We start from the raw sequence: 24,354 nt of genomic DNA, 5'->3' as shown, positions 1-24,354 counted from the left end.
ATTTTAATTTTTTCTATCAGAGCATAACGTTTTTCTTTGCTCTGTTTCGTTTCGTTGAGCCCATTATTAGATAAATCCTTTGATAGCTCTAATCGTTTGATGTTATGGTTTTGATAGGTAAATTCTATCAAGAGCATTTTTCTTTTAAATGTTTCTATTAAAACCCTTGTTCTTATTAAAACCTGAGGTAAGAGACTGAGCATGAACATTCGTGACTTTGAATACTTGGTGGCGCTCGCTGAGCACAAACATTTTCGAAAAGCAGCAGAAGCGTGCTTTGTAAGTCAGCCGACATTGAGCGGTCAAATACGCAAACTGGAAGATGAAATTGGACTTCAGTTAACCGAGCGTAGCCCAAGGAAGGTAATATTTACAGAGTCAGGTTTACAACTTGTTGAGCAAGCCAAGCGCATTCTCAACGAGGTAAAGACGTTTAAAGATATGGCGAGTGGACACGGTGAAGCGATGACGGGACCAATGCACATTGGTTTTATCCCGACCGTTGGCCCATACATTTTGCCAAAGATTATTCCTCATCTAAAAGAGAGTTTCCCAGATCTTGAGCTTTACCTGCACGAAGCGCAGACCCATCAGTTAGTGAGCCAACTAGAAGATGGCAAACTTGATTGCTTGGTGCTGGCTGCGGTAGATGAAACGGCGGCGTTCAAAGAGATTGATGTCTATGACGAGCCATTAAGCGTTGCCGTACCGTGTGATCATGAATGGGCACAGCAGGATGCTGTCGATATGCTGCAGTTAAATGGACAAACCGTACTTGCACTGGGCGATGGTCATTGCTTACGAGACCAAGCCTTGGGCTTCTGTTTTGCTGCGGGTGCAAAAGATGATGAACGCTTTAAAGCGACCAGCTTAGAAACGCTGCGTAACATGGTAGCGGCAGGGGCGGGTATTACCCTGCTTCCTCAGTTATCGGTTCCAAAGGAAAAACAAAAAGATGGCGTGTGTTACGTGCCTGCGGTGAATCCAACACCTTCACGTCGCATTGTTGTTGCCTACCGACCGGGCTCTCCGCTAAAGGGGCGTTTTGAGCAACTGGCTGAGGCTATCCGAACTCAATTGGAAAAAACGGCTTAGCACTCGAGTTTAGAGTGGAGTTCGTTCAGATGTAGATATAAAAAAAGGGTTGATATGAATTCATATCAACCCTTTTTTGTTGGTTCATCTTGCTAGGTTCAACAAACTCTAGCTAGAACAGCTCTTCTACTGTTTCGCCTGATGACGTTGAGTAGATGTCATCATTGAAACGTTCAGTGATGTACTCAGTTGGCTCTGTGCCTTTCTCGAAGTACTCGAACATTGATGAGCTATCGAACTTGTTCGTCAGTAGGCCCGTTTCACGGTCGATACGAACACGGATGATGTTTTCTGGAAGCTCTTTACGTTGTGCAGGAACGCCTGCTAACGCTGTACCCATGAAATCAACCCATGCAGGCTCTGCCGTTTTAGCGCCCGCTTCGGCACCGGTAATCTGGCTCTTGCCAAGGTTAGAGTTCGCTTTAGTTCGACCTAGGTTACGGTTGTGGTTATCAAAACCCACCCATACCGTTGCCACCATGCCAGGGCCGTAGCCGCTGTACCATGTATCTTTCGAGTCATTGGTTGTGCCAGTTTTGCCGCCAATGTCACGGCGCTTCAACGGCTGAGCTCGCCAACCTGTACCATTCCAACCTGTGCCAGCACTCCAGTCACCGCCGCCCCAGATGTTGCTGTACATCATTTCACGAACAAGGAATGCGTTCTGCTCAGAGATGACTTGAGGTGCGTATTGTACTTTGGCATCCACATCTTGCTCTGCAAACTCATCGGCCATTGGGTCTGTGGCAACCTTATGATCGCAATTGTCCTTACAAACCACTTTCGGTGTCGCTTCGAATTCAGTCTCACCAAATGGCGTTTCAATACGGCTGATGTAGAAAGGTTCAACGTAGTAGCCGCCATTAGCGAATACTGAGTAACCTTGAGCTACCTTCATTGGCGTTAAGCTACCCGCACCTAGAGCAATGGTTTCAGATCGAGGTACTTCGTCAATATCAAAACCAAAACGAGTTAGGTAGTTACGAGTATCATCTAAGCCAACTTCACGCAGCACACGCACAGCCATTACGTTTTTAGATTGAGCTAAGCCAATACGTAAACGCGTAGGACCCACGTAGGTCGGTGGTGAGTTCTTTGGTCGCCATGCGGTACCTTGGCTCTTATCCCATTGATTGATAGGCGCATCGTTGATCAGTGATGCTAACGTTAGGCCTTTATCAATCGCCGCTGAGTAGATAAATGGTTTGATACCAGAACCCACCTGACGAATAGATTGCGTCGCACGGTTGAATTTGTTGTGAACAAAGTTAAAGCCACCCACCATCGACAATACCGCGCCGTTGTTCGGGTTCATTGCAACAAAAGCAGTGTTCGCATTGGGTACTTGGCTTAGTCGCCATTCAACAGGTGTTTCTGACTTCGCCTCTGCTGACTCTTCTGTCGGTTCTTCAGATACTTCGTCTCCTGTAATTGCTTCATGGCGAACCCAAACTTGTTCACCAACAGCAAGAATCTCTTTCGCTTGAGAAGGGGCTGGTCCTTGGCGATTATCCGTTAGGAATTTACGCGCCCAGTTCATGCCTTGCCACTCAATAGTGCCTTCACCTTGGTTTTTAACCCAAACTTGAGCACTTTTCGAATCAACCGCGGTAACAACAGCAGGTACTAAGTCACCATAGGTTGGTTGAGACTTAAGGTGTTTAACGATTTGTTCCTGATCCCAAGCTGATTGTGCCGTCTGCCATAATACTTTTTCTGCACCACGGTAGCCGTGACGCTCATCGTAGCCAAGTAGGTTCTTAATCGCCGCTTGGTTCGCTGCTTTTTGCAGTTTTGAATCAACGGTCGTGTAAACCTTCATTCCTGATGTGTAAGCGGCTTCGCCATAGCGTTCAACCATCCAAGCACGTGCTACTTCAGCAACATACGGCGCGCTCAGTTCAATCTCTGCACCGTGGTATTTCGATATCAATGTCTCGCTACGAGCTTCATCGAACTCTGCTTGAGTGATGTATTTCTCGTCTAACATACGACGTAATACCACGTTACGACGGTGAGTCGCGCGCTCAAGCGAATAGATAGGGTTCATCGTGGATGGTGCTTTCGGCATCCCCGCCAGCGTAGCAATTTCACTCAGGGTGAGCTCAGGGAGATCCTTTCCGAAATAAACACGCGCTGCCGCGCCAAAACCGTACGAGCGGTGACCAAGGAAGATCTTATTTACATAAAGCTCCATGATCTCTTCTTTGCTAAGCAGTTGCTCGATATGGATCGCAATGAAGATCTCTTTGATCTTACGCATGATCTTTTTCTCATTAGATAAGAAGAAGTTACGCGCAAGCTGCTGAGTAATGGTACTCGCCCCTTGCTTGGCTGAACCCGACATAGCAACGACGAGCGCTGCACGGGTGATACCGATTGGATCAATACCTGGGTGTTCGTAGAAACGGCTATCCTCGGTGGCAATCAGGGCCTCAACTAAGTGGCGAGGAATCTCGTCATAAGTCACTGGGTTACGACGCTTTTCGCCAAATTGAGAGATCAACTTACCGTCTTGACTGAAGACTTGCATTGGCGTTTGGAGCTTCACGTCACGCAAAGTGGCAACATCAGGCAACTCTGGTTTTACGTAATAATAAAACCCAAAAATTGTACTGACTCCAAGAATCATGCAAATCAATGTAAATATGAATAATCGCTTTATGAACTTCACCGGATAATCCCTGATTAGTTAAGGCTGATAAGCAGCAAACCCTTGTACTCTAGGCTAAAAACTTAGCTTTCGTTTATTAACGCTTATTTAACTAATAATCACAACCCCTAGATAATCAACGAAATGCTTGGCACTTCAGGAGCTAGGTCACATGGGTTCATCATTAATTACAGGTATAGATATAAATCATCACAGCATCAAAGCCGTGGTACTAAAACCCGTGGGGGAGTTGTATGCCCTAGTGGGATACAAAGAGCTGCCGATTTCGGACGACATTTTTACAGCTAACCATACTTTGGAGTATCAGAAAACTGTTAAGAAACTTAAAGAACTTAGGAAAGGTCTGCCTTTTGGCTGTTGCAACGTCGCTATTTCAGTACCTGATAACACGGTGATCAGCAAAGTACTGCAAATAGAAAGTGAGTTAGAAGATAGAGAAAAAGAGTTTTCGATCTATCAAACCTTTGCTCATCAATCTCCCTTTCCGATAGAGGAGCTGAGTTTAGATTTTGTAAAGCTAGAAGACAAACGATTTGGTAAAGGTTCGACAAGGAGTTACCAGGTATACGCCACACGTAAAGAAGTGGTGGATAGCCGAGCGGATGCTTTGACCAAAGCTGGTTTTAAACCTGTTGTGGTAGACACGCAGGCGCATGGGTTGCTTAACATCTGGCAAATGGCATCGCGCCTGTACCCCGAAAAGAAAAACTGGCTGCTGGTGGATGTGGGAATCGACCAAACGTCGTTAGGCATTATTCCACAAGGTTTGGCACCGTTTTATAAAGATATCGCTTTTGGTACCAAAGATCTTCGCAGCAATGGTGCGGCAAGTGATATCGAGAGTGTGTTCGCCACCACTGAAGATACACATCAATTCATTGTTAACCTGATTGAGAAGCTCAAGCGTCAATTGCAGCTCTATTCCTCGGGAAATGCACAGCAACCTATCTCAGGGATCTGGCTGATGGGCGAGGGCGCCAGCATTCCTATGGTAACCGAAGAGCTAGAACGTCATTTTCAGATGAGTTGCGAGTCACTGAACCCTTTGTCTCTATTTGAGAATAAGGTGGCGAAGCGACGTCGATTACCAACGAACTGGCAACATTTCGGTATTGCGGCGGGTATGGCGATAAGTGGACTCAAGTGGCAGGGAGAAAAGCATGTTGCATCAAATTAACCTGCTGCCGTGGCGTGATGAGATTCGCGCTCAGCATAAGAAGCGCTTTATCCATCTGATCATTCTTGGTGTCATCATCGCGCTTGCAGGGCAATGGGCGGTTGGTCACTATTTTTACGACCAACAAGCCAAGCAGCAAGCACGTCTTAGTTACCTCAATCGATATATTGCCGAGCTCGACCGACAAATTCAGTCATTAAAGGTCGCAGAGCAGGAGCATAAAGCGATTCTGACTAGGCTTGATGTAGTCGAATCGCTACAGCTTGGCCGCAATAAGACCACCGACTTTATGAACTTGATGCCGGAGCTGATTCCCGAGGGTGTGTATGTCGACAAGATAAAGATGAATGGTCAGGAGATTGAAATGTCGGGCATCAGCGACAGTACTGCTCGTCTCGCTACGATGTTGGACAACCTCGAGCGTTCAGATTCTCTGAAAGGGGTTGAGATGCACTCCATCGTTCATAACCGCAAGCGCTTCAATAAAGAGTTTCAGACCTTCAAGGTCTCTTTTGTGTTTAGCCCTGTGTCTTTAGAAAGCACGACCGCAGAGAGCACAACTGCGCACATAAAAGAGAAGGGGGCGCATCATGGCTAACCTTCAAAATAAGATTAGTTGGCAAAACAGGATGAGTTTGCAAGATCTCGATGTTGATGAGATCACCGAATGGCCATTGTTGCCTCAGCTTCTCGTGATTCTGGTGTTGATAGTGTTAATCCAAGGTGTTGGCACTTGGCTTTATGTGCTGCCGCTCGACGATGAACTGCAACAGATGAAGCAACAGGAGCAGACCTTAAAAGCGACCTTGAGAATAAAGGCCAATAAGGTTGCGGCCTTACCTAAGCTTCAGAGCCAGTTGGATGAGCTAACTAGCCGTTACGACTATCTATTGGAGCAATTGCCCGTTCAAAAAGAGCTAGCCAGTATGTTGGCCTCTGTGAACGAGCTTGGATTGGATAATAAGCTGACATTTACGCGAATTGATTGGGGCCAGAAACAGAACAAAGAGTTTCTCTATCGTTTACCGCTCAACATCGAGCTGACGGGTGACTACCACGAGATTGGTGATTTCTCTGCGGCCATTGCTAAGCTGCCGCGCATCATCAGCTTTGATGACGTGAATTGGCAGCGAGTCAGTCAAGAAAGTAGCACGCTGCACTTCAGGGTTCGAGCTTATACCTACCAATTTAAATCGGAGGTCAATGATGAAACCCAATAGCGTGTTTTATTCAACATTACTATTGCTTGTGCTCACGGGCTGTAAAGCGAATGAAGATTCGTTAGAAGACTTTGTAGTGCAAGTTGAGGCCAAAGCGAGAAAAGAGGTGGAACAACTGGTTCCTGCGACTGAATTTTTGGCCGCTACTTATCAGCGCCGCGCCTTTCGTCCTCCGTTTGAACTGCCTAAAGAAGCCATCGTGCAAAATCAGCCTCTAGTTAAGAAAGACTGTTGGCAACCTAGCGCACGTTCTCGCAATGGAAAATTAGAGAAGTACCCACTGAGTAAGCTTCGTTTAAGAGGCGTCATGGGAAGCGGAACAAGTGTGTTTGGGTTAGTGCAAACACCCAAAGGGAACGTGGTAAACGTCAAGAAAGGCCAGTTTATCGGCTTAAACAATGGTCGTGTTACCAAGGTAACAAGCCAGTACGTTCTGATTAATGAAACTCTTCCAGATGGCTTAGGTTGTTGGCACAAGCGCAACGTTAGGCTGGCTCTGAAGTAAACCAATGTCACATGATGTGGATATGAGATGTAAATATGATTAAAGGAATAAGTGGATTAGTGAGCAAGGCTCTACAAGGTTTTGCTGTGTCTGTGATGTTGGTCTTTAGTGTGCTCAGCCACGCCGAGAGCTTACCTAATCAATTGGAGAATATTGATTTTAGGATAAATAAGGATAAAGACGCCGTCATTATTATTGAGCTGGCAACCAGCACCGCTGTGGTGGATGTTCAACGTGCTCAGGAAGGGTTAAGTATCGAATTACTCAATACTCATGTTAATGACGATAAGCTTTATCTTTTGGATGTGAAGGATTTCGCGACCCTAGTGGAAGGTATTGAAGTCTATAAAGAGACGCCCAGCACACGACTGTTGGCGACGATCGCTGGTGACTATCAGTATGAATATAACCTAAAAGGTCGTTTCATAGAGGTGGTGATCAGCAAGCCTGTTATCAATGAAGCGACCAAAGAGAAAAGCGTTTTAGAAAAAGAGGGCAAACTGATATCGATTAACTTCCAAGATATCCCGGTACGAAATGTCCTTCAGCTGATTGCTGACTACAACGATTTCAATCTCGTCGTGTCTGACTCGGTAGCTGGTAACCTAACTTTACGTTTAGATGGCGTACCTTGGCAGCAAGTTCTCGACATTATCTTGCAAGTTAAAGGACTAGATAAGCGCGTTGATGGCAATGTTATTTTGGTGGCGCCAAAAGCAGAACTCGATCTTCGAGAGCAACAAGCGTTAGAGAAATCTCGCTTGGAAGAGGAGTTAGGAGAGCTTAAGTCGGAAATCATCAAGATTAATTTTGCTAAAGCCACCGACATTGCCGACATGATTGGCGGTGAAGAGGCGGTGAGCATGTTGTCCGATCGTGGTTCGATTACCATTGATGAACGCACCAATTCTTTGCTGATTCGTGAACTGGAAGAAAACATTACCGTGATACGAGGCATCATTGAATCTTTGGACATCCCCGTGAAGCAAGTCCAGATAGAGGCGCGCATCGTAACCGTTACCGAGGGTAACCTTGATGAGTTAGGGGTGCGTTGGGGTGTTTCTTCCACCAACGGTAGCTTCAAAGTTGGCGGCTCGATAGAGGGCAACCATCCATCGCAAATTACGCCGTATGACGATAATGGTGTGAATAGTGCGATTGACGATTTCCTCAACGTTAATCTAGGGGCGACATCTCCTAATGCATCAAGCATTGCGTTTCAGGTGGCCAAACTGGGTTCAGATACCTTGCTTGATCTTGAATTGTCGGCATTACAACAAGAGTCAAAAGCTGAGATTATTTCCAGCCCACGTTTAATCACCACCAATAAAAAGCCCGCTTATATTGAGCAAGGTACTGAAATTCCTTATTTAGAGTCGTCTTCAAGTGGTGCTACTTCGGTCGCATTTAAGAAAGCAGTGTTGAGTCTTAAGGTGACACCACAAATCACGCCCGACAATCGTTTGGTATTGGATTTAAGCGTGACGCAAGATAGGCCAGGGCAAGTAGTAAAAACGGGAACGGGTGAGGCTGTTGCCATTGATACTCAACGAATAGGTACGCAAGTGCTTGTTAATAATGGTGAAACGGTCGTGCTTGGCGGGATATTTCAGCACAGTGTGAGCAGTACAGTGGACAAAGTTCCTCTGTTAGGAGACCTGCCAGTTTTGGGTGCATTATTCCGTCGTAGCTATGAAAATGTGGGTAAAAGTGAACTACTTATTTTTGTTACACCCAAAGTTGTGATTCAGTAATGAGCAATTAGATTAAAAATAAAGTTGCATTAGTGGCACCTAACCTTGATAATTTCGGGTCTTATCACGAATTATCTGTGAGGAATCGGTGCCACGGGCCTTTTAATTTCAGTACTTGTACTGACCTACCTTGTGGCGATGTCATTGAATTAACGTTGTAAATTACTGCTAAAAACATGGCTGAGAAACGCAATATTTTTCTTGTTGGCCCAATGGGCGCCGGCAAAAGTACAATTGGTAGACACCTAGCTTCCCAACTTCATATGGAGTTTCTAGACTCTGACACTGTGATCGAAGAGCGCACTGGCGCAGACATCGCATGGGTTTTTGATGTTGAGGGCGAAGATGGTTTCCGTAAGCGCGAAGAATCTGTAATCAACGATCTGACAGAAGAACAAGGTATTGTTCTTGCGACAGGCGGTGGTTCAGTGCTGAGCAAAGAAAACCGTAACCGTCTATCTGCACGAGGCATTGTTGTATACCTAGAAACAACAATTGAAAAGCAACTTGCTCGCACTAACCGCGACAAGAAACGCCCTCTACTTCAAACAGACAACCCGCGTGATGTGCTAGAAGATCTAGCTGTATCTCGCAACGCACTATACGACGAAGTGGCGGACTACACAGTTCGTACCGACGATCAAAGTGCAAAAGTGGTAGCCAACCAGATCGTAAAAATGCTAGAAGAACGTTAAGTTCATTTTTTCGGAGAGCAAACCCATGGAACGGATTACGGTCAATCTAGCTGAGCGTAGCTACCCTATCTCTATTGGCGCCGGGTTATTTGAAGACCCGGCGTACCTTTCTTTTTTATCAGGCAAACAGAAAGTTGTTGTTATCAGTAATGTGACAGTAGCGCCTCTTTATGCCGATAAAATTTTATCGTTGTTGGATCAAGTAGGCTGTCAAACTTCTCTTTTAGAGTTGCCAGACGGTGAGCAATACAAAACACTTGAAACGTTCAACTCAGTGATGAGCTACATGCTTGAAGGAAATTACAGCCGCGATGTGGTGGTGATTGCTTTGGGTGGTGGTGTTATCGGTGATTTGGTCGGTTTTGCTGCCTCTTGCTACCAGCGCGGTATTGATTTCATTCAAATCCCGACGACCCTTCTTTCTCAAGTGGACTCCTCTGTAGGTGGTAAAACTGCAGTGAACCATCCTCTTGGCAAGAATATGATCGGCGCTTTTTACCAACCAAAATCTGTCATCATCGATACTAACTGCCTATCAACGCTTCCTGAGCGTGAGTTCGCAGCGGGCATTGCTGAGGTGATCAAATACGGCATCATTTACGATGAAGTCTTCTTTGATTGGTTGGAACAGAATCTAGAGAAACTTTATCAACTTGATGAAGATGCTCTGATTACCGCGATTGCTCGTTGTTGTGCAATTAAGGCTGAAGTGGTTGCTATAGATGAAAAAGAGTCAGGAATCAGAGCGTTATTGAACCTAGGTCATACATTTGGTCATGCGATCGAAGCAGAACTAGGCTATGGTAATTGGCTACATGGTGAAGCTGTGTCGTCAGGCACTGTAATGGCAGCGAAAACCGCTCAATTACAGGGACTGATCTCTCAGCAGCAACTTGAGCGAATTATTTCTATACTCAAGAATGCGAAACTGCCAATCCATACGCCAGAAAGCATGTCTTTTGAAGACTTTATGAAGCACATGATGCGTGATAAAAAAGTGCTGTCTGGTCAGTTACGTTTGGTATTACCAACAAGTATTGGTACCGCTGAAGTGGTCGCTGATGTGCCTCAAGACATCATTAAACAAGCGATTGATTTCTGCCGTACTCTTTAAATTTGGTTGTGAGGTTGCCTAGCTAAACTCTAGGCAGCTGAAGCGTTTTACTGATCGATCTTATCAGTAGGGATCCCCAATGAGTTTGGCTCATGAATTAAGAGTATTAGAGTTAGAGTCTCAAGTTGAGCTGCTAGAGCGCTTACAGCTTTTGACTAACTTTGGTTCAAACCTTGTAACGGTTGCGGGCAAAGCTGGCTCTGGCCGATCTTGGTTGGCTCAACGTTATCTTGAGGCGTGGTCGACAGAAAAAAATCAGTGCTTACTGCTTTGTCACCCAAGCCAAGACGATCAACAACGTCGCGCGCTTATTCTTAGCCAAATTGTTTCTGATCCCCTGTTTAATCAACATGATTCTTTATCAGATAGCCTCGCAAGGCTACTGGATGGAGAGTCGTGTAATGTGGTTATCGTTGTAGATGATGCCCATCGACTGTCTGAGCTATTGGTATCCGAATTATGGATGTTGGTACTTGAAGCTCAATCAAACCCTCAATGGACGATTAATATCGTTCTCTTCTCGGAAATTGGCCATCTAGACACGCTACTAACACGTCTTAGTTACGGGCAACCACACAAGCCTATCGACCTCGAAATCGATGATCTTTCTCAACCAGAAGCGGAACATTTCTTTGAATCTCTAGTGATTCGATATGTTGATGATGAGTCTGAAACTCGCGTGCGACGTGCGTTTAATAAAGCGCAACCTTTGCCCGGCGAGTTAATGGCTTTAGGAGAATTGAAAGTGGAAAAAAGGATTATTATTCGCTCAATTATTGGCTCACCCATCAATATCGCGATTGTGGTGGCCTTGTTGTTGGTTTTAATTGGTGGTGGCTATTGGTGGATGTTCAGTCAACCAACCCCTGACGATAAAGCGCAATCACTTATCGCTCCCATCGAACAAACCGCTATCCCAACGTTTGAAGTGGAAAGTGGTACCGAGCAAGCCGGAGTCGACGGATCTTCAGATTCTGAAGCCGAAGCTGACATGAGCTATCAAGGTGCTGACGATGACAGTTCATCTTTACCACCGGTTGTGGTGGAAGGTACAGCCAGTGTTGGCGAGGTGAAACAAGATCAGCAACGTGTGGTGATTACTTCTGATGTGGTTGATGCCTTGCTTGATGACAAGCCGAAAAGTGCCGATACCAGTGCGATTGATGCTGCCGTAGAAGAAAATACAGGTGCCGCGGTTAGCGCGCAACCTGATGCGGCGAAAAACGAGTCACAAGCTTCAGTTGATGAAGATACTGACCTAACGGAATCAACACCGCCGACGAAAAAGATCACCTTCTCATTTGCTCGCGAAGAGTTACAAGCTATCTCGCCACGCGCGTATACCTTACAGTTGAGCGCGATGACGTCATTAGAAGATGTTCAGTCTTTTATTGAAGAATATGAAGTCGAAGACAAGGTTCGTATTTACCCAACACTTCGCAATGACACTAAGTGGTTTATTATCACTTATCAAGATTATCCAACGATTCAAGTCGCGCGAGATGCCGTAAGTGCGTTATCAAAACCACTTCAGCAGTTGGAACCTTGGGCAAAATCGATGAATCAAGTGCATCGAGAGATAGAACGTGCGAAATAACCCTGAGCTTAGCCTCAAAATATGTTACATTCCGCAGCCTTATTTTTGAGTTGATAGATAGAGCAGTAAATGAAAAAGCAGCGTGCCTTTCTAAAATGGGCTGGTGGTAAATATGGCCTAGTTGAAGACATCCAACGTCACCTGCCACCTGCTCGTAAATTGGTAGAACCGTTTGTCGGTGCCGGCTCAGTATTTCTGAATACTGATTTTGAACAGTACCTGCTTGCAGATATCAATCCCGATCTTATCAACCTATACAATCTACTTAAAACCGATCCTGAAACCTATATCACTGAAGCGAAGCGTTGGTTCTGTCCGGAGAATAACCGTAGAGAAGTGTTCTTAGATGTTCGCGCTGAGTTCAATGGTACAGATAACGTCATGTATCGCTCGTTAGCTTTCTTGTACATGAACCGATTTGGCTTCAATGGCCTGTGTCGTTACAACAAGAAGGGCGGTTTTAACGTTCCATTTGGTTCTTATAAAAAACCTTATTTTCCAGAAGCTGAGTTGGAGTTTTTTGCTGAGAAAGCGAAGAAAGCGACGTTTGTTTGTGAAGGGTATAGCGAGACCTTTAGCCGCGCCCGTAAAGGCTGTGTGGTTTATTGTGATCCTCCTTATGCGCCATTGTCTAGTACTGCTAACTTTACCTCTTATGCGGGTAATGGCTTCAGCTTAGATGATCAAGCGGCCTTGGCTGATGTTGCAGAAAGAGCGGCAATGGAACGAGGCATTCCTGTCTTGATTTCAAACCATGATACGACCTTAACGCGCCGTTTATACCATGGTGCGGAACTGAACGTGGTCAAAGTTAAGCGCACCATTAGCCGTAATGGCGCAGGGCGTAATAAAGTTGATGAGTTACTGGCACTTTTTCATAAAGAGAAAAACCAGCAACACGTTTCAACAGAATTGTAGTCGTCAGCATAATCCCCAAACTCATTAAATTGAGTGACCAACGGGTACTTTCATAAACTAATCTTTCGAACTGCTAGAATCTGCTTAGGTGCTTAGGTAGAATTGCACACCAAATAGTCTTGGGATTGAGTCTTGTATTCGTGTACGAGATGTCACAAGGCGGTGATATTCGCAATTTACTCACTCTTAAGAGGTTTGGTATGAAAGATTTTCTAATCGCTCCATCGATTTTGTCTGCAGATTTTGCTCGTCTTGGTGAAGACGTAGAAAAAGTACTCGCAGCCGGTGCCGATGTTGTGCACTTCGATGTGATGGATAACCACTACGTACCCAACCTGACTTTTGGTGCTCCGATCTGTAAAGCGCTGCGAGACTACGGCATCACAGCTCCAATCGATGTTCACCTAATGGTTAAGCCAGTAGACAGCATCGTACCTGAGTTTGCTAAAGCCGGTGCATCAATGATTACCTTCCACGTTGAAGCGTCTGAGCACGTTGATCGTACTCTACAGCTAATTAAAGAACACGGCTGTAAAGCAGGCGTAGTATTGAACCCAGCAACGCCACTTTCTTGCCTTGATTACATCCTAGACAAAGTCGACATGATTCTACTGATGTCAGTGAACCCTGGCTTTGGCGGTCAATCTTTCATTCCTCATACTCTTGATAAGCTGCGCGCTGTTCGTAAACTTATTGATGAGTCAGGCCGTGATATCCGCCTAGAGATTGATGGCGGCGTGAAGGTAGATAATATCCGTGAAATCGCAGAAGCGGGCGCAGATATGTTCGTTGCCGGTTCAGCTATCTTCAATCAACCAGATTACAAAGAAGTGATTGATGAGATGCGTGCAGAGCTTGCAAAAGTAAACGCATAATCGTAAAACTACAGATAGATTGAATATTAAGGGGCTAATTGGCCCCTTTTTTACGTCTTGGAGCTCAACTCATAAGACGAACATAATAAATAGGAAAGTAAGATGTCATTAAGCTCAATAAAACTGATTGCCTTTGATTTGGATGGAACCTTGTTAGATAGCGTGCCTGATTTGGCTGTCGCCGCTGACCAAGCTTGTCAGGAACTGGGTTTTTCTTCAGTAAGCGAAGAACAAGTTCGCGACTATGTGGGTAATGGTGCTGATGTTCTTATTGGACGTTCATTGAGCCGTAATCTTACGGTGGATCCAAGCCTTGAGCCTGATCTTTTGAAGAAAGCGCGTATCCTGTTTGATGATTTCTACGAGCAGGGCGGGCATAAGCTGAGTCACCTTTATCCATCGGTTAAAGAGACGTTAGCTGAGCTAGACAAAGCGGGCTTCACCATGGCTCTTGTCACCAACAAGCCTTCGAAATTTGTACCAGATGTTCTGGCGCAGCACGGTATCGATAAGTACTTTGTTGATGTGTTGGGTGGCGACTCTTTCCCAGAGAAGAAACCGAACCCAGTAGCGCTGAACTGGTTGCTGGAAAAGCATAATGTGAAGGCTGAAGAGATGCTGATGGTAGGCGATTCAAGCAACGACATCAAAGCGGCTAAGAACGCAGGCTGCCACTCGTTTGGTCTGACTTACGGTTATAACCACGGTGAGCCGATTTCAGTATCAAACCCTGACTATGTCGCAGACAACATTGCACAATTACTAGATGTCGTTCTAGTTTCAGCATAAAGCGGACAAAAGTTAGCTAACCTACTAGCAAAATACTTATCAATGAGTACACTGGATGAGCCGTACAGAAGAGCTGTGCGGCTTTTCTATTTTAAAGTTAAGAAGCTAAGTTTTTCAGATACTACGTTAAGAAACTAAGTTAACGAGCTTAGCGAACAAGCAAAGGAATTAAAACCATGAGCAAGCCCATCGTATTGAGTGGTGTTCAACCATCTGGTGAACTAAGTATCGGTAACTACTTGGGTGCTCTACGTCAATGGCAACAGATGCAAGATGATTACGATTGCCAATACTGTGTTGTAGACCTTCACGCAATTACGGTTCGCCAAGATCCGAAAGCACTGCATGAAGCGACTCTAGACGCATTAGCAATCTGTCTTGCTGTCGGTGTTGATCCAAAGAAGAGCACGCTATTTGTTCAGTCACACGTACCAGAGCATGCTCAACTTGGTTGGCTTCTTAACTGTTACACACAAATGGGTGAACTGAGCCGTATGACTCAGTTTAAAGATAAGTCTGCACGTCACTCAAATGACGTAAACGTAGGCCTATACGACTACCCAGTGTTGATGGCTGCAGACATCCTGCTTTACGGTGCTCACCAAGTGCCAGTAGGTAGCGACCAGAAACAACATCTAGAGCTAGCGCGTGATATCGCAAATCGCTTTAACAACATCTACGGCCCTGAAACGCCAATCTTCCAAGTACCAGAACCTTACATTCCAACAGTGAATGCACGTGTGATGAGCCTGCAAGATGCGACTAAGAAGATGTCTAAGTCGGATGACAACCGTAAGAACGTGATTACTCTGTTAGAAGAGCCGAAGTCGATCATCAAGAAGATCAACAAAGCGCAGACTGACGCAGAAACACCACCACGTATTGCCCATGATTGGGAAAACAAAGCGGGTATCTCTAACCTAATGGGTCTGTACTCTGCTGCGACGGGTAAAACGTTCGAAGAGATCGAAGCGCAATACCAAGGTGTTGAAATGTACGGTCCGTTCAAGAAAGATGTAGGCGCAGCATTGGTTGAGATGCTTGAGCCAATCCAAGCTGAATACCATCGTATCCGTGCTGACCGTGCTTATATGGATGCAGTAATGAAAGCGGGTGCTGAAAAAGCCTCTGAGCGCGCTGCCGTAACGCTGAAAAAAGCATACGAAGCGGTAGGTTTTGTTACTCGCCCGTAGCCCCTATGAGACGATAATCAAATTTTAGAGCTCCACCATTGGTGGGGCTTTTTTTATGTCGATTGTCGGTGAGATATCAATGGAGGAGTGCCTGTGTCATATGGTTCATTTCTGCCTACAAGGTAAAGTAGAGTTTTAATTAAACTACGTAATGGGCTGTATCGTTTATTCTGCTTAGGGTATTGGTTCGTTTAGTTCTAAATCGTACGCGCGATCAGCACCAGTTCTAAAAGATTAGATTGGCTATCTTATTGTTCAACCCACCTAACATAATAAGAAATACAAAGCTGAGCATTGACTCTAATTATTAGCTTTGATTTAGGTAATTGATATATTTGTTACAAAAATTGTTTAAATGAGCAGCTCTGGCATAATTCTTAACATTCACATGTGATTGATTTCACGGCTTTTGTTGCTCTTTCTTATTTGTTTCATAAATAAGCCTGATAGTAAGCGCAAATGGTGGGCTCTCTGCTTAGGGCTTAGTTTGTATTCAAATAAATATCAGGTACGACAATGGACACGTTAATCAAACCCTCTTTACTTGCTCTGACAATCGCTAGCGCGCTCAGTGCCAATGCTAGTGCTGAAATTATTCTTTCCCAGTATGTTGAAGGTAGTTCATATAATAAAGCGGTAGAAATCGCGAATACGGGTGATGCAGCGGTAACCTTGACCGGTTATGAATTGGCTAAATCGTCGAATGGCGATGGTAATTGGGGGAGTAAAACAGACCTAAGCCAAGTGACTTTGCAAGCGAACCAAGTATATGTTGTTGCTCATGGTGACTCGAGCGACGCGATTACAGCTATTGCCGACTTTACAGATAAAAGTGTTGCTAATTTCAACGGTGATGACCCATTAGCATTACTCAAAGATGGCGAAGTACACGACATTCTTGGTGTTATGGGGGATGTTGATTTTGGTAAAGATACCACTCTGGTTCGTAATAGTGATGCCTTAATTCCCTCTACGACTTACCAAGCTGCACAATGGACTGCATTCGCGAAAGATAATATTGATGGTCTTGGAGATTTAAATACCGTTGAACCGCCAGTTCCGTTTGTTTGTGAAGTCGATGAACAACAACCTACCTTCACAACCATTCAAGATATTCAGGGTGAAGAAGGCTCCTCTCCACTCATTGATGGTTACCCGTACATTACAGAAGAAGATCACTTTGTGACTGGTGTTGTCAGTGCTGTAACCACTGGTTTAACAAAAGGTTTCTATCTGCAGGCTATCGAGAACGATAATAATGATAAGACTTCCGAAGGCTTATTTATTCATACCGATACAGCAGATACAGACTTAAAGCCGGGCGATGTTGTGTGTGTGAAAGGTAAAATCCAAGAGTATTATAGTAGTACTCAGCTTTCCTCTGATGCAAATAGCTACATTAAGACGGGAGAGTCCGATATCCCTCTTGTTACGAAACTGAACATCAAAGAAGGAGAAACCTTGCGTGATGCGCTAGAGCGTCACGAAGGAATGCAAGTTGAATTGAGCTCAGCAAGCGATTTGTTTGTTACACGTAATTTTTCTTATGACTATGATTCAAAGCGCAACAATATGATGCTGTCATATCAAGCGCCTTTACTTAAACCAACTCAACTGCATGCGGCAGAAAGTGAAGGTGCGACTGAGCGAGCAAAAGAGAATGCAAGCAATCGCGTGTTCTTAGAATCTGATGGCAAAGCGGCTAACGGTCAAATTCCTTATTACCCAGAATTTGGCCAAGATGCTGATCAAGATGGTTCTTCTGAGCAACATATTCGCCTTGGTTCTCGTGTTGAGGGTCTACATGGTGTGGTCAGTTACAGTTACAACGAATATCGTTTGATCGCCACAAATGAGGTAAATAACACAAACTTTGTGACATCAGGTGATAATTTCGACGTAGCTCGAAAAGCGGCCCCATCGATTGCTGAGTCTGATCTACGTGTAGCGAGTTTTAATGTTCTCAATTATTTCACCTCTGTTGCTGACAGTGGTCATGATAATCCAACTGGGCAAAACAGGGGTGCAACAAACCTTGATGAATTCTTAATTCAACAAGCAAAAATCGTTGCAGCGATGAGCAAAATGGATGCAGACATTATTGGTCTAATGGAAATAGAGAACAACGGTTTCGGTGACGATAGTGCTTTGAACAACCTAGTTAATGCATTGAACACTGAGATTGATGACGTCGATGAGCATTACACTTATGTTGAGATTTCTGATCAAGATAGGTATCAAGGTGAGTACTTTGGTAGCGATGCAATCATGGTTGCTATCTTGTACCGTGCCAAGGCAGTGACGCCAAAGCAAGCGGCTAAAGTCATTGTGACTCCTGAGCAACACATTGAGGAGAATACAATAACTCGTAATGAAGGTGCTGAAAATAACCCTTCATACGATAAATATCAACGTCATAGTTTGTTGCAAACCTTTACTGTGCAAGAGACGGGTGAAGATCTTTCGATTGTAGTTAACCACTTTAAATCGAAAGGTTCTGAGTGTATTGAAGAGTGGATCGCAGGTGTTGAAGATTCAGAGCCAACTGACCTTCAAGGAAATTGTAATAACTTCCGTGTTTCGGCTGCTCATGTTGTTGGTGAAGCGTTGAAAGATATTCAAGGTGATATGTTGGTAATGGGTGATCTGAATGCTTACGGTATGGAAGATCCTTTATTAACTTTAACGGACTACTCAAAAGAGAAATACGAGCGTGATATATACACTGCGTCTTACACAACATTAAATGGTGGCGAGCTTCAGGTAGAAAAAACGCAAATCCAACAGGGTTACGGTTACCACAATTTGAATACGGTACTACACGGAGCTGATACTTTTTCATACACTTATTCTGGTGAGTTAGGTAACTTGGATCATGCATTGGCGAGCAGTAGTTTGGCTCAAAAAGTGGTTGCTATTGAAGATTGGCACATTAACTCGCTAGAAAGTAACTTGTTCGAATATAGTAGCAAGTACACTGGTGATATGCCGAAGTACAAAGATGCATTCTCAGCGTCGGACCATGACCCAGTGATCATTGCTATAGACTTCCCTAACACTGATCTTGATTTGCCTAGCTCGGGTGAGAAGTTCGCAGTTGAAGTTCGTCTGCCACCAAATGCAGCCGTGAATGATATTGTGACGGTCAGCTTAACTCTAACTGGGGCAATTCAAGCTGCCTCATCCAACTCTGAAGCTCAAGGTTACTCTGCTAGTGTGACTTTGGACCAGGCTGATATTGATGCTCGAAGTGTTAATGTTGAATTTAACGAAGAATTAGAGCAAGGGCAGTACCTACTGCAAGAAAAATTGACTGACTCTACTGGTGAAACGGTTAAGTTCAGCTCTGAGCGCGAAGTTACTGTTGAGAAGTCAGACACTACCCCCACCACTCCTACCGAACCAGAGGTTAATGTTGGCGGTTCATTTGGCTTCGGTGCTCTGATGTCACTATTTGGTTTAGCAATGTGGCGTCGTCGCAAGTAGCTCAATCACAAATAGATTGGCTTGCTATACAAGCAAGCCAATTCAGATAACTTAAGGCTATCTGTAAACAATTAAGGTCAACTTAGGTTGGCCTTAATTATTGGCGAAATGCAGTTTCCACTTGCCTTTCGCCATGGGTATTGCACAATACCGCCCCTATATCTCCCAATCATTTAGTATTTAGCAAACGATTTCGACCCATGTTACTTATCATCGATAACTACGACTCTTTTACCTATAACTTGTATCAGTATTTCTGTGAGTTAGGGGTCACTGTAAAAGTTGTTCGCAACGATGAGATTGATATTGTCGGTATTGAAGCGCTGAATCCTAGCCATTTAGTTATCTCGCCAGGTCCTTGTACGCCTGATGATGCGGGAATCTCTCTACAAGTCATTGAACACTTCGTGGGTAAACTGCCGATCTTAGGTGTGTGTCTTGGTCATCAAGCCATTGCTCAAGTGTTTGGTGGTGAAGTGGTAAGAGCTAGACAAGTGATGCACGGTAAAACCTCTCCAATACGCCACAATGATAAGAGCGTTTTTCAAGGGCTTAATAACCCTCTAACTGTGACACGTTACCATTCCCTAGTGGTGAAAAATGGCACGCTACCTGACTGCTTTGAACTGACGTCTTGGACGGAATTTGAAGATGGCAGCATGGATGAGATCATGGGGTATCAACACAAAACCTTGCCGATTGATGCGGTGCAATTTCACCCTGAGTCGATTAAAACAGAGCAAGGACACCAGCTTCTCGCTAACTTCTTAGCGCGTTGAGTGTTTAAATTTGACCCTTTCTCCGCCTAAATAAGCCAGTTAAACCTGTTAGTCCATTTGTTAAGCGTTTAAATTCGGGCGCTACGCGTCTCTTACTCCTCTGACGCTGATCACTTTTTATAACATTTCTCCCTCTTAAGGCTAAGTTTTTAGCCTATGCAAAATTATTCGCCTTATTTCGTCTTGAACCCAATATACCGCAATGCCAGTAAGGCTTTGCCGTTTCAGGTTATACGCTTAGGTAAAAAAAGCTTCATAAAACAGATTAATTGATGCATAAATAGTCATAGGTAGTGACGTTTAGCTGGTTGTTAGGGATAGCTAAAGAATAATCTACTATTGAAAACGTTAATTAAATGTAAATATAATGCTGCAGCGGGATTATGGCGAGAGAAAATATCTTTGTCTCACTTATGAACCAGTACGCTTATTTGCGAAGCTTGCGGTATCGAAAAGGAATGTACGATGACAGTGGAAAAAAAAGTAGAACGTAGTCTGTTTAATGAGGTGATGGTGCCTTGTTATAACCCAATGGAAATGATTCCGGTAAAAGGGGAAGGCGCACGCGTTTGGGACCAACAAGGCCGAGAATATATCGACTTTGCTGGTGGTATCGCTGTGAGCTGTTTGGGTCACTGTCACCCAGCAATGGTTAACGCAGTTACTGAGCAAGCAAACAAGATTTGGCATTTAAGTAATGTCATGACCAATGAACCTGCATTACGTCTAGCGAAGAAGCTAACAGACGTATGTTTTGCAGAAAAAGTATTCTTTGCCAACTCTGGTGCAGAAGCGAACGAAGCTGCATTGAAGCTAGCTCGTCGTTGGGCAGCGGATGTTCACGGTCCTGAGAAGTCTGAAATCATTGCATTCAAACAAGGTTTCCACGGTCGTACTTTCTTTACCGTAACGGTGGGTGGTCAAGAGGCTTACTCTGATGGCTTCGGTCCTAAACCGGGCGATGTAACTCACCTGCCTTACAACGATATTGCCGCGCTAGAAGCGCACATCTCAGATCGCACATGTGCAATCATGATGGAACCTCTACAAGGCGAGGGCGGTATCATCTCTCCAACATCTGAGTTCGTGAACACAGTTCGTGAACTGTGTGACAAACACAATGCACTGCTTATCTTTGATGAAGTGCAAACGGGTAATGGCCGTACGGGTAACTTTTACGCTTACCAAGGCCTAGGAGTGACACCTGATATTCTAAGCACAGCGAAATCACTAGGTGGCGGTTTCCCAATCGGTGCAATGCTAACGACTACCGAACTCGCGACACACCTAAAAGTCGGTACGCACGGTTCTACTTACGGCGGCAACCCACTGGCGTGTGCCGTTGCTGAAGCGGTTGTTGATGTCGTTAGCCAACCGGAAACGCTAGCTGGCGTGAAAGAACGTGAAGCAATGTTCCGTGATGGTTTAGCTAAGATTAACGACAAATACCAAATATTCAGTGAAGTTCGCGGTAAAGGCTTATTGCTAGGTGCTGCACTTAATGAAGCATGGCAAGGTCGTGCTCGTGATGTATTAGTAGCAGCAGGCGAACAAGGCTTGATGGTACTGGTTGCGGGTGCAAACGTGGTTCGTTTCACGCCATCATTGGTTATCACTACACAAGAAATTGAAGAAGGTTTATCAAAACTAGACAAAGCAATCGCTACGCTAGTTTAGCCTGAGCGGCGTCATAGGAATGATCGCCATTAGAGCGATCCCATGACGTACTGCTAAAGGCCCAAGATTCTCGTTTTGGGCCTGTTTTGCATCTGGAGGGAATATTGATGCTAGTTGTTCGCCCAATAAAATTATCTGATTACGATGCGTTGCATACCTGCGCGGTTGAATCTGGTCACGGATTCACATCTCTTCCGGTTAACGAAGAACTGTTAACCAACCGTATTACTCATTCTGAATACAGCTTTGCTAAACAAGATGTGACTGAACCTGGTGATGAAGGCTACCTAATGGTTGGCTTTGATACCGAAACCGGAGAAGTCGCAGGTACCACAGGCATCGAAGCCTCAATTGGCTGGGATGTTCCGTTTTACTCTTACCACATCAGCAAAGTGGTTCACTCATCGCAGAAGCTTGGCGTTAATAACGTCGTGAAGCTACTTACTTTCGGCAATAACTACACCGGATGCAGTGAAATCTGCACACTGTTCTTACGTCCTGCTTTCCGTGGTGGATTGAATGGTCGTTTGATGTCTAAGTGTCGCTTCTTGATCATGTCAGAACACCCAGAGCGTTTCTCGAAAACGATTTTTGCTGAGATGCGTGGCGTATCAGATGCAGAAGGTAACTCTCCTTTCTGGAAATGGCTGCAAGAGCATTTCTTCTCGATTGATTTTACGCTCGCTGATTATCTAACGGGTATTGGTAAGAAAGGCTTCATTGCTGACCTAATGCCGAAGTTACCTATCTATGTGAACCTACTGAGCAAAGAAGCTCAGGCAGTAATTGGAGTGGTTCATGACAATACGCGCCCTGCACTTAAGTTGCTGGAACGTGAAGGTTTCACCAACCGTGGCTATGTCGACATCTTTGATGGGGGCCCAACGGTTGAGTGTGATCTAAGAAATATCGAATCAGTGCGTCATGCGATTCGAGCTCAAGTGACAATTGCAGAGCATTCAAGCTCTAAAGACTTCCTAATTGGTAATACCTCGTTTGAGAACTTCCGCGCAGTAGCCGCGAAAGGCGCGTATGACCAAGCTAGCGACACAGTGATTTTATCATCTGAAGTAGCAAGCGCTCTTGAAGTAAAAGAAGGCGAATTCGTTCGCATGTTGGCTCAATAAGAGCGGCGATTATCTGTCGAAGATTTTAAGGATAGAAGTATGACTCAGTGGATAGCAGGACAGTGGGTGGCAGGTCAAGGCGACGCCATGACATCAGTAAGCCCATACAACAATGAAGTCGTGTGGCAAGGCGATAGTGCAACACCAGCGCAGGTTGAATCTGCAGTAGCAGCGGCTCGTGACGCGTTCTTAGTTTGGAAAAAACTCAGCTTTGCAGAGCGTGAAGCGATCGTGTTGAACTTTGCTGAGAAGGTAAAAGAGAACAGCGAAGAGATTGCACAGATTATTGCAAAAGAGACGGGTAAACCGATTTGGGAAACTCGCACTGAAGCGGGTGCGATGGCGGGTAAAATCGCTATCTCTATTCGTGCTTACCACGAACGTACGGGTGAAGCTTCACGTGAAGCCGCAGGCAACCAAATCGTACTGCGTCATCGCCCATTAGGCGTAATGGCGGTATTTGGTCCTTACAACTTCCCTGGTCATCTACCTAACGGTCATATTGTTCCGGCACTGCTATCGGGTAATACCGTGGTATTTAAGCCGTCAGAGCAGACACCTTGGACGGGTGAGTTTGCGATGAAACTGTGGCAAGAAGCAGGCCTTCCAGCTGGCGTGATTAACCTAGTGCAAGGCGCTAAAGAAACTGGTATCGCACTGGCGGATGCTAAAGGTCTTGATGGCGTGCTATTCACGGGCAGTGCCAATACTGGTCATATCCTTCACCGTCAATTCGCAGGTCAACCGGGCAAGATGTTAGCGCTAGAGATGGGCGGCAACAACCCTATGGTGATCACTGACCAATTTGGTGATGCTGACGCGACGGTTTATACCATTATCCAGTCGGCCTTCATCAGTGCAGGCCAACGTTGTACATGTGCACGTCGCTTGTATGTGCCTGTTGGCGAGAAGGGCGATCAACTGCTTGATAAGCTCGTGGCTGCGACCTTGAAGATTCGTGTCGATCAGCCATTCGCTGAGCCTGCACCATTCATGGGGCCACAAATTTCTGAAGCTGCGGCTAAATTCATTCTGGACGCGCAAGCTAATCTGCAATCGTTAGGCGGTGTAAGCCTAGTAGAAGCAAAGGCGGGTGAAGCGGCGTTTGTTTCTCCGGGTATTATTGATGCAACCAACATTGCTGAATTACCAGATGAAGAGTACTTCGGTCCATTGCTGCAAGTAGTTCGTTACCAATCGCTAGAGCAAGCGGTTGAATTGGCTAATGACACGCGCTTTGGTTTGTCTGCAGGCCTAGTTTCAACAGACGATTCTGAATGGGAATACTTCGTTGACCATATCCGTGCAGGTATTGTTAACCGTAACCGCCAGCTAACAGGCGCAAGTGGTGATGCACCATTTGGTGGCCCAGGTGCTTCAGGCAACCTACGCCCAAGTGCTTACTACGCGGCTGACTACTGTGCTTACCCTATGGCATCAATGGAAGGTGGTGAAACTCAACTGCCAGCGACATTTAGCCCAGGTATTGAGCTTTAGTTTAAGCTCTTAAGCTATAAGTTCATGAATCATAAGCTTATGAGCTCTAGGTTCATGAATAACAGATTCATTCGTTAATTGTGTAATGAGGAAGCGGTGTTATCGCTTCCTTTTTCCATCACGTCCGACACCTAGATTGGGCGGTAGATAATAATAGAACAAGTATGTCACAGGCTGATGGC

Annotated in this window: 19 protein-coding genes; 18 read left to right on the top strand and 1 reads right to left on the bottom strand. The window is 45.1% G+C overall.

Annotated elements, in window-relative coordinates; genetic code table 11:
* Positions 1 to 201 precede the first annotated feature (201 nt).
* Positions 202 to 1,095 carry a DNA-binding transcriptional regulator OxyR gene (oxyR, locus tag L3V35_RS22055; protein ID WP_114634071.1) on the top strand — a complete coding sequence of 298 codons (894 nt, stop codon included), beginning with the start codon at positions 202 to 204 and terminating at the stop codon, positions 1,093 to 1,095.
* A 112-nt stretch (positions 1,096 to 1,207) separates the two neighbouring features.
* Here oxyR and L3V35_RS22050 read toward each other — a convergent pair whose 3' ends face one another.
* Entirely contained in the window at positions 1,208 to 3,769 is a 2,562-nt protein-coding gene (locus tag L3V35_RS22050; protein ID WP_237300671.1) for a PBP1A family penicillin-binding protein, read from the bottom strand.
* A 151-nt stretch (positions 3,770 to 3,920) separates the two neighbouring features.
* Between L3V35_RS22050 and pilM the strand changes: the two genes are divergently transcribed.
* The 17 genes from pilM (at position 3,921) to astD (ending at position 24,172) form a co-directional block, all read left to right on the top strand.
* On the top strand, positions 3,921 to 4,946 hold the full coding sequence (pilM, locus tag L3V35_RS22045) for a type IV pilus assembly protein PilM (RefSeq protein WP_237300670.1): 1,026 nt from the start codon (positions 3,921 to 3,923) through the stop codon (positions 4,944 to 4,946).
* Entirely contained in the window at positions 4,930 to 5,544 is a 615-nt protein-coding gene (locus L3V35_RS22040) for a PilN domain-containing protein (protein ID WP_237300669.1), read from the top strand. Before pilM ends, L3V35_RS22040 begins: the two co-directional genes overlap by 17 nt.
* Positions 5,537 to 6,166, top strand: coding sequence for a type 4a pilus biogenesis protein PilO (gene pilO, locus L3V35_RS22035; RefSeq protein ID WP_004729667.1), 630 nt, complete (start codon positions 5,537 to 5,539; stop codon positions 6,164 to 6,166). Before L3V35_RS22040 ends, pilO begins: the two co-directional genes overlap by 8 nt.
* A complete protein-coding gene (locus L3V35_RS22030) occupies positions 6,153 to 6,671 on the top strand; it encodes a pilus assembly protein PilP (RefSeq protein WP_237300684.1) in 519 nt (172 codons plus the stop codon). Before pilO ends, L3V35_RS22030 begins: the two co-directional genes overlap by 14 nt.
* Positions 6,672 to 6,706: 35 nt before the next feature.
* On the top strand, positions 6,707 to 8,425 hold the full coding sequence (locus L3V35_RS22025) for a type IV pilus secretin PilQ family protein (RefSeq protein ID WP_237300668.1): 1,719 nt from the start codon (positions 6,707 to 6,709) through the stop codon (positions 8,423 to 8,425).
* Between the two features lie 176 nt (positions 8,426 to 8,601).
* Positions 8,602 to 9,120, top strand: a complete 519-nt coding sequence (aroK, locus tag L3V35_RS22020; protein WP_004729664.1) for a shikimate kinase AroK — start codon at positions 8,602 to 8,604, stop codon at positions 9,118 to 9,120.
* Between the two features lie 25 nt (positions 9,121 to 9,145).
* Entirely contained in the window at positions 9,146 to 10,234 is a 1,089-nt protein-coding gene (aroB, locus tag L3V35_RS22015) for a 3-dehydroquinate synthase (protein WP_004729663.1), read from the top strand.
* A gap of 79 nt (positions 10,235 to 10,313) precedes the next feature.
* A complete protein-coding gene (locus L3V35_RS22010; protein ID WP_237300667.1) occupies positions 10,314 to 11,831 on the top strand; it encodes an AAA family ATPase in 1,518 nt (505 codons plus the stop codon).
* Between the two features lie 69 nt (positions 11,832 to 11,900).
* A complete protein-coding gene (locus L3V35_RS22005) occupies positions 11,901 to 12,749 on the top strand; it encodes a Dam family site-specific DNA-(adenine-N6)-methyltransferase (protein ID WP_065207402.1) in 849 nt (282 codons plus the stop codon).
* 200 nt (positions 12,750 to 12,949) lie between these two features.
* Positions 12,950 to 13,624 carry a ribulose-phosphate 3-epimerase gene (rpe, locus tag L3V35_RS22000; RefSeq protein ID WP_029222055.1) on the top strand — a complete coding sequence of 225 codons (675 nt, stop codon included), beginning with the start codon at positions 12,950 to 12,952 and terminating at the stop codon, positions 13,622 to 13,624.
* Between the two features lie 102 nt (positions 13,625 to 13,726).
* Positions 13,727 to 14,413, top strand: a complete 687-nt coding sequence (locus tag L3V35_RS21995; protein WP_054548214.1) for a phosphoglycolate phosphatase — start codon at positions 13,727 to 13,729, stop codon at positions 14,411 to 14,413.
* A 176-nt stretch (positions 14,414 to 14,589) separates the two neighbouring features.
* Positions 14,590 to 15,606, top strand: a complete 1,017-nt coding sequence (trpS, locus tag L3V35_RS21990; RefSeq protein ID WP_004729658.1) for a tryptophan--tRNA ligase — start codon at positions 14,590 to 14,592, stop codon at positions 15,604 to 15,606.
* A 516-nt stretch (positions 15,607 to 16,122) separates the two neighbouring features.
* Entirely contained in the window at positions 16,123 to 19,092 is a 2,970-nt protein-coding gene (locus L3V35_RS21985) for an ExeM/NucH family extracellular endonuclease (protein WP_237300666.1), read from the top strand.
* 200 nt (positions 19,093 to 19,292) lie between these two features.
* A complete protein-coding gene (locus L3V35_RS21980; RefSeq protein WP_237300665.1) occupies positions 19,293 to 19,871 on the top strand; it encodes an aminodeoxychorismate/anthranilate synthase component II in 579 nt (192 codons plus the stop codon).
* Positions 19,872 to 20,336: 465 nt separating this feature from the next.
* On the top strand, positions 20,337 to 21,548 hold the full coding sequence (locus L3V35_RS21975; protein WP_004729655.1) for an aspartate aminotransferase family protein: 1,212 nt from the start codon (positions 20,337 to 20,339) through the stop codon (positions 21,546 to 21,548).
* A gap of 107 nt (positions 21,549 to 21,655) precedes the next feature.
* A complete protein-coding gene (gene astA, locus L3V35_RS21970) occupies positions 21,656 to 22,675 on the top strand; it encodes an arginine N-succinyltransferase (RefSeq protein ID WP_065207399.1) in 1,020 nt (339 codons plus the stop codon).
* Between the two features lie 39 nt (positions 22,676 to 22,714).
* Positions 22,715 to 24,172 carry a succinylglutamate-semialdehyde dehydrogenase gene (astD, locus tag L3V35_RS21965; RefSeq protein ID WP_017077626.1) on the top strand — a complete coding sequence of 486 codons (1,458 nt, stop codon included), beginning with the start codon at positions 22,715 to 22,717 and terminating at the stop codon, positions 24,170 to 24,172.
* The last annotated feature ends 182 nt before the right edge of the window (positions 24,173 to 24,354 follow it).

Origin of the sequence: Vibrio sp. L5-1 (assembly GCF_021728315.1) — a bacterium.
Lineage (GTDB): Bacteria > Pseudomonadota > Gammaproteobacteria > Enterobacterales > Vibrionaceae > Vibrio > Vibrio splendidus_K.
The sequence above is the reverse complement of the archived record's forward strand: the minus strand, read 5'-3'. Positions and strand labels throughout refer to the sequence as shown.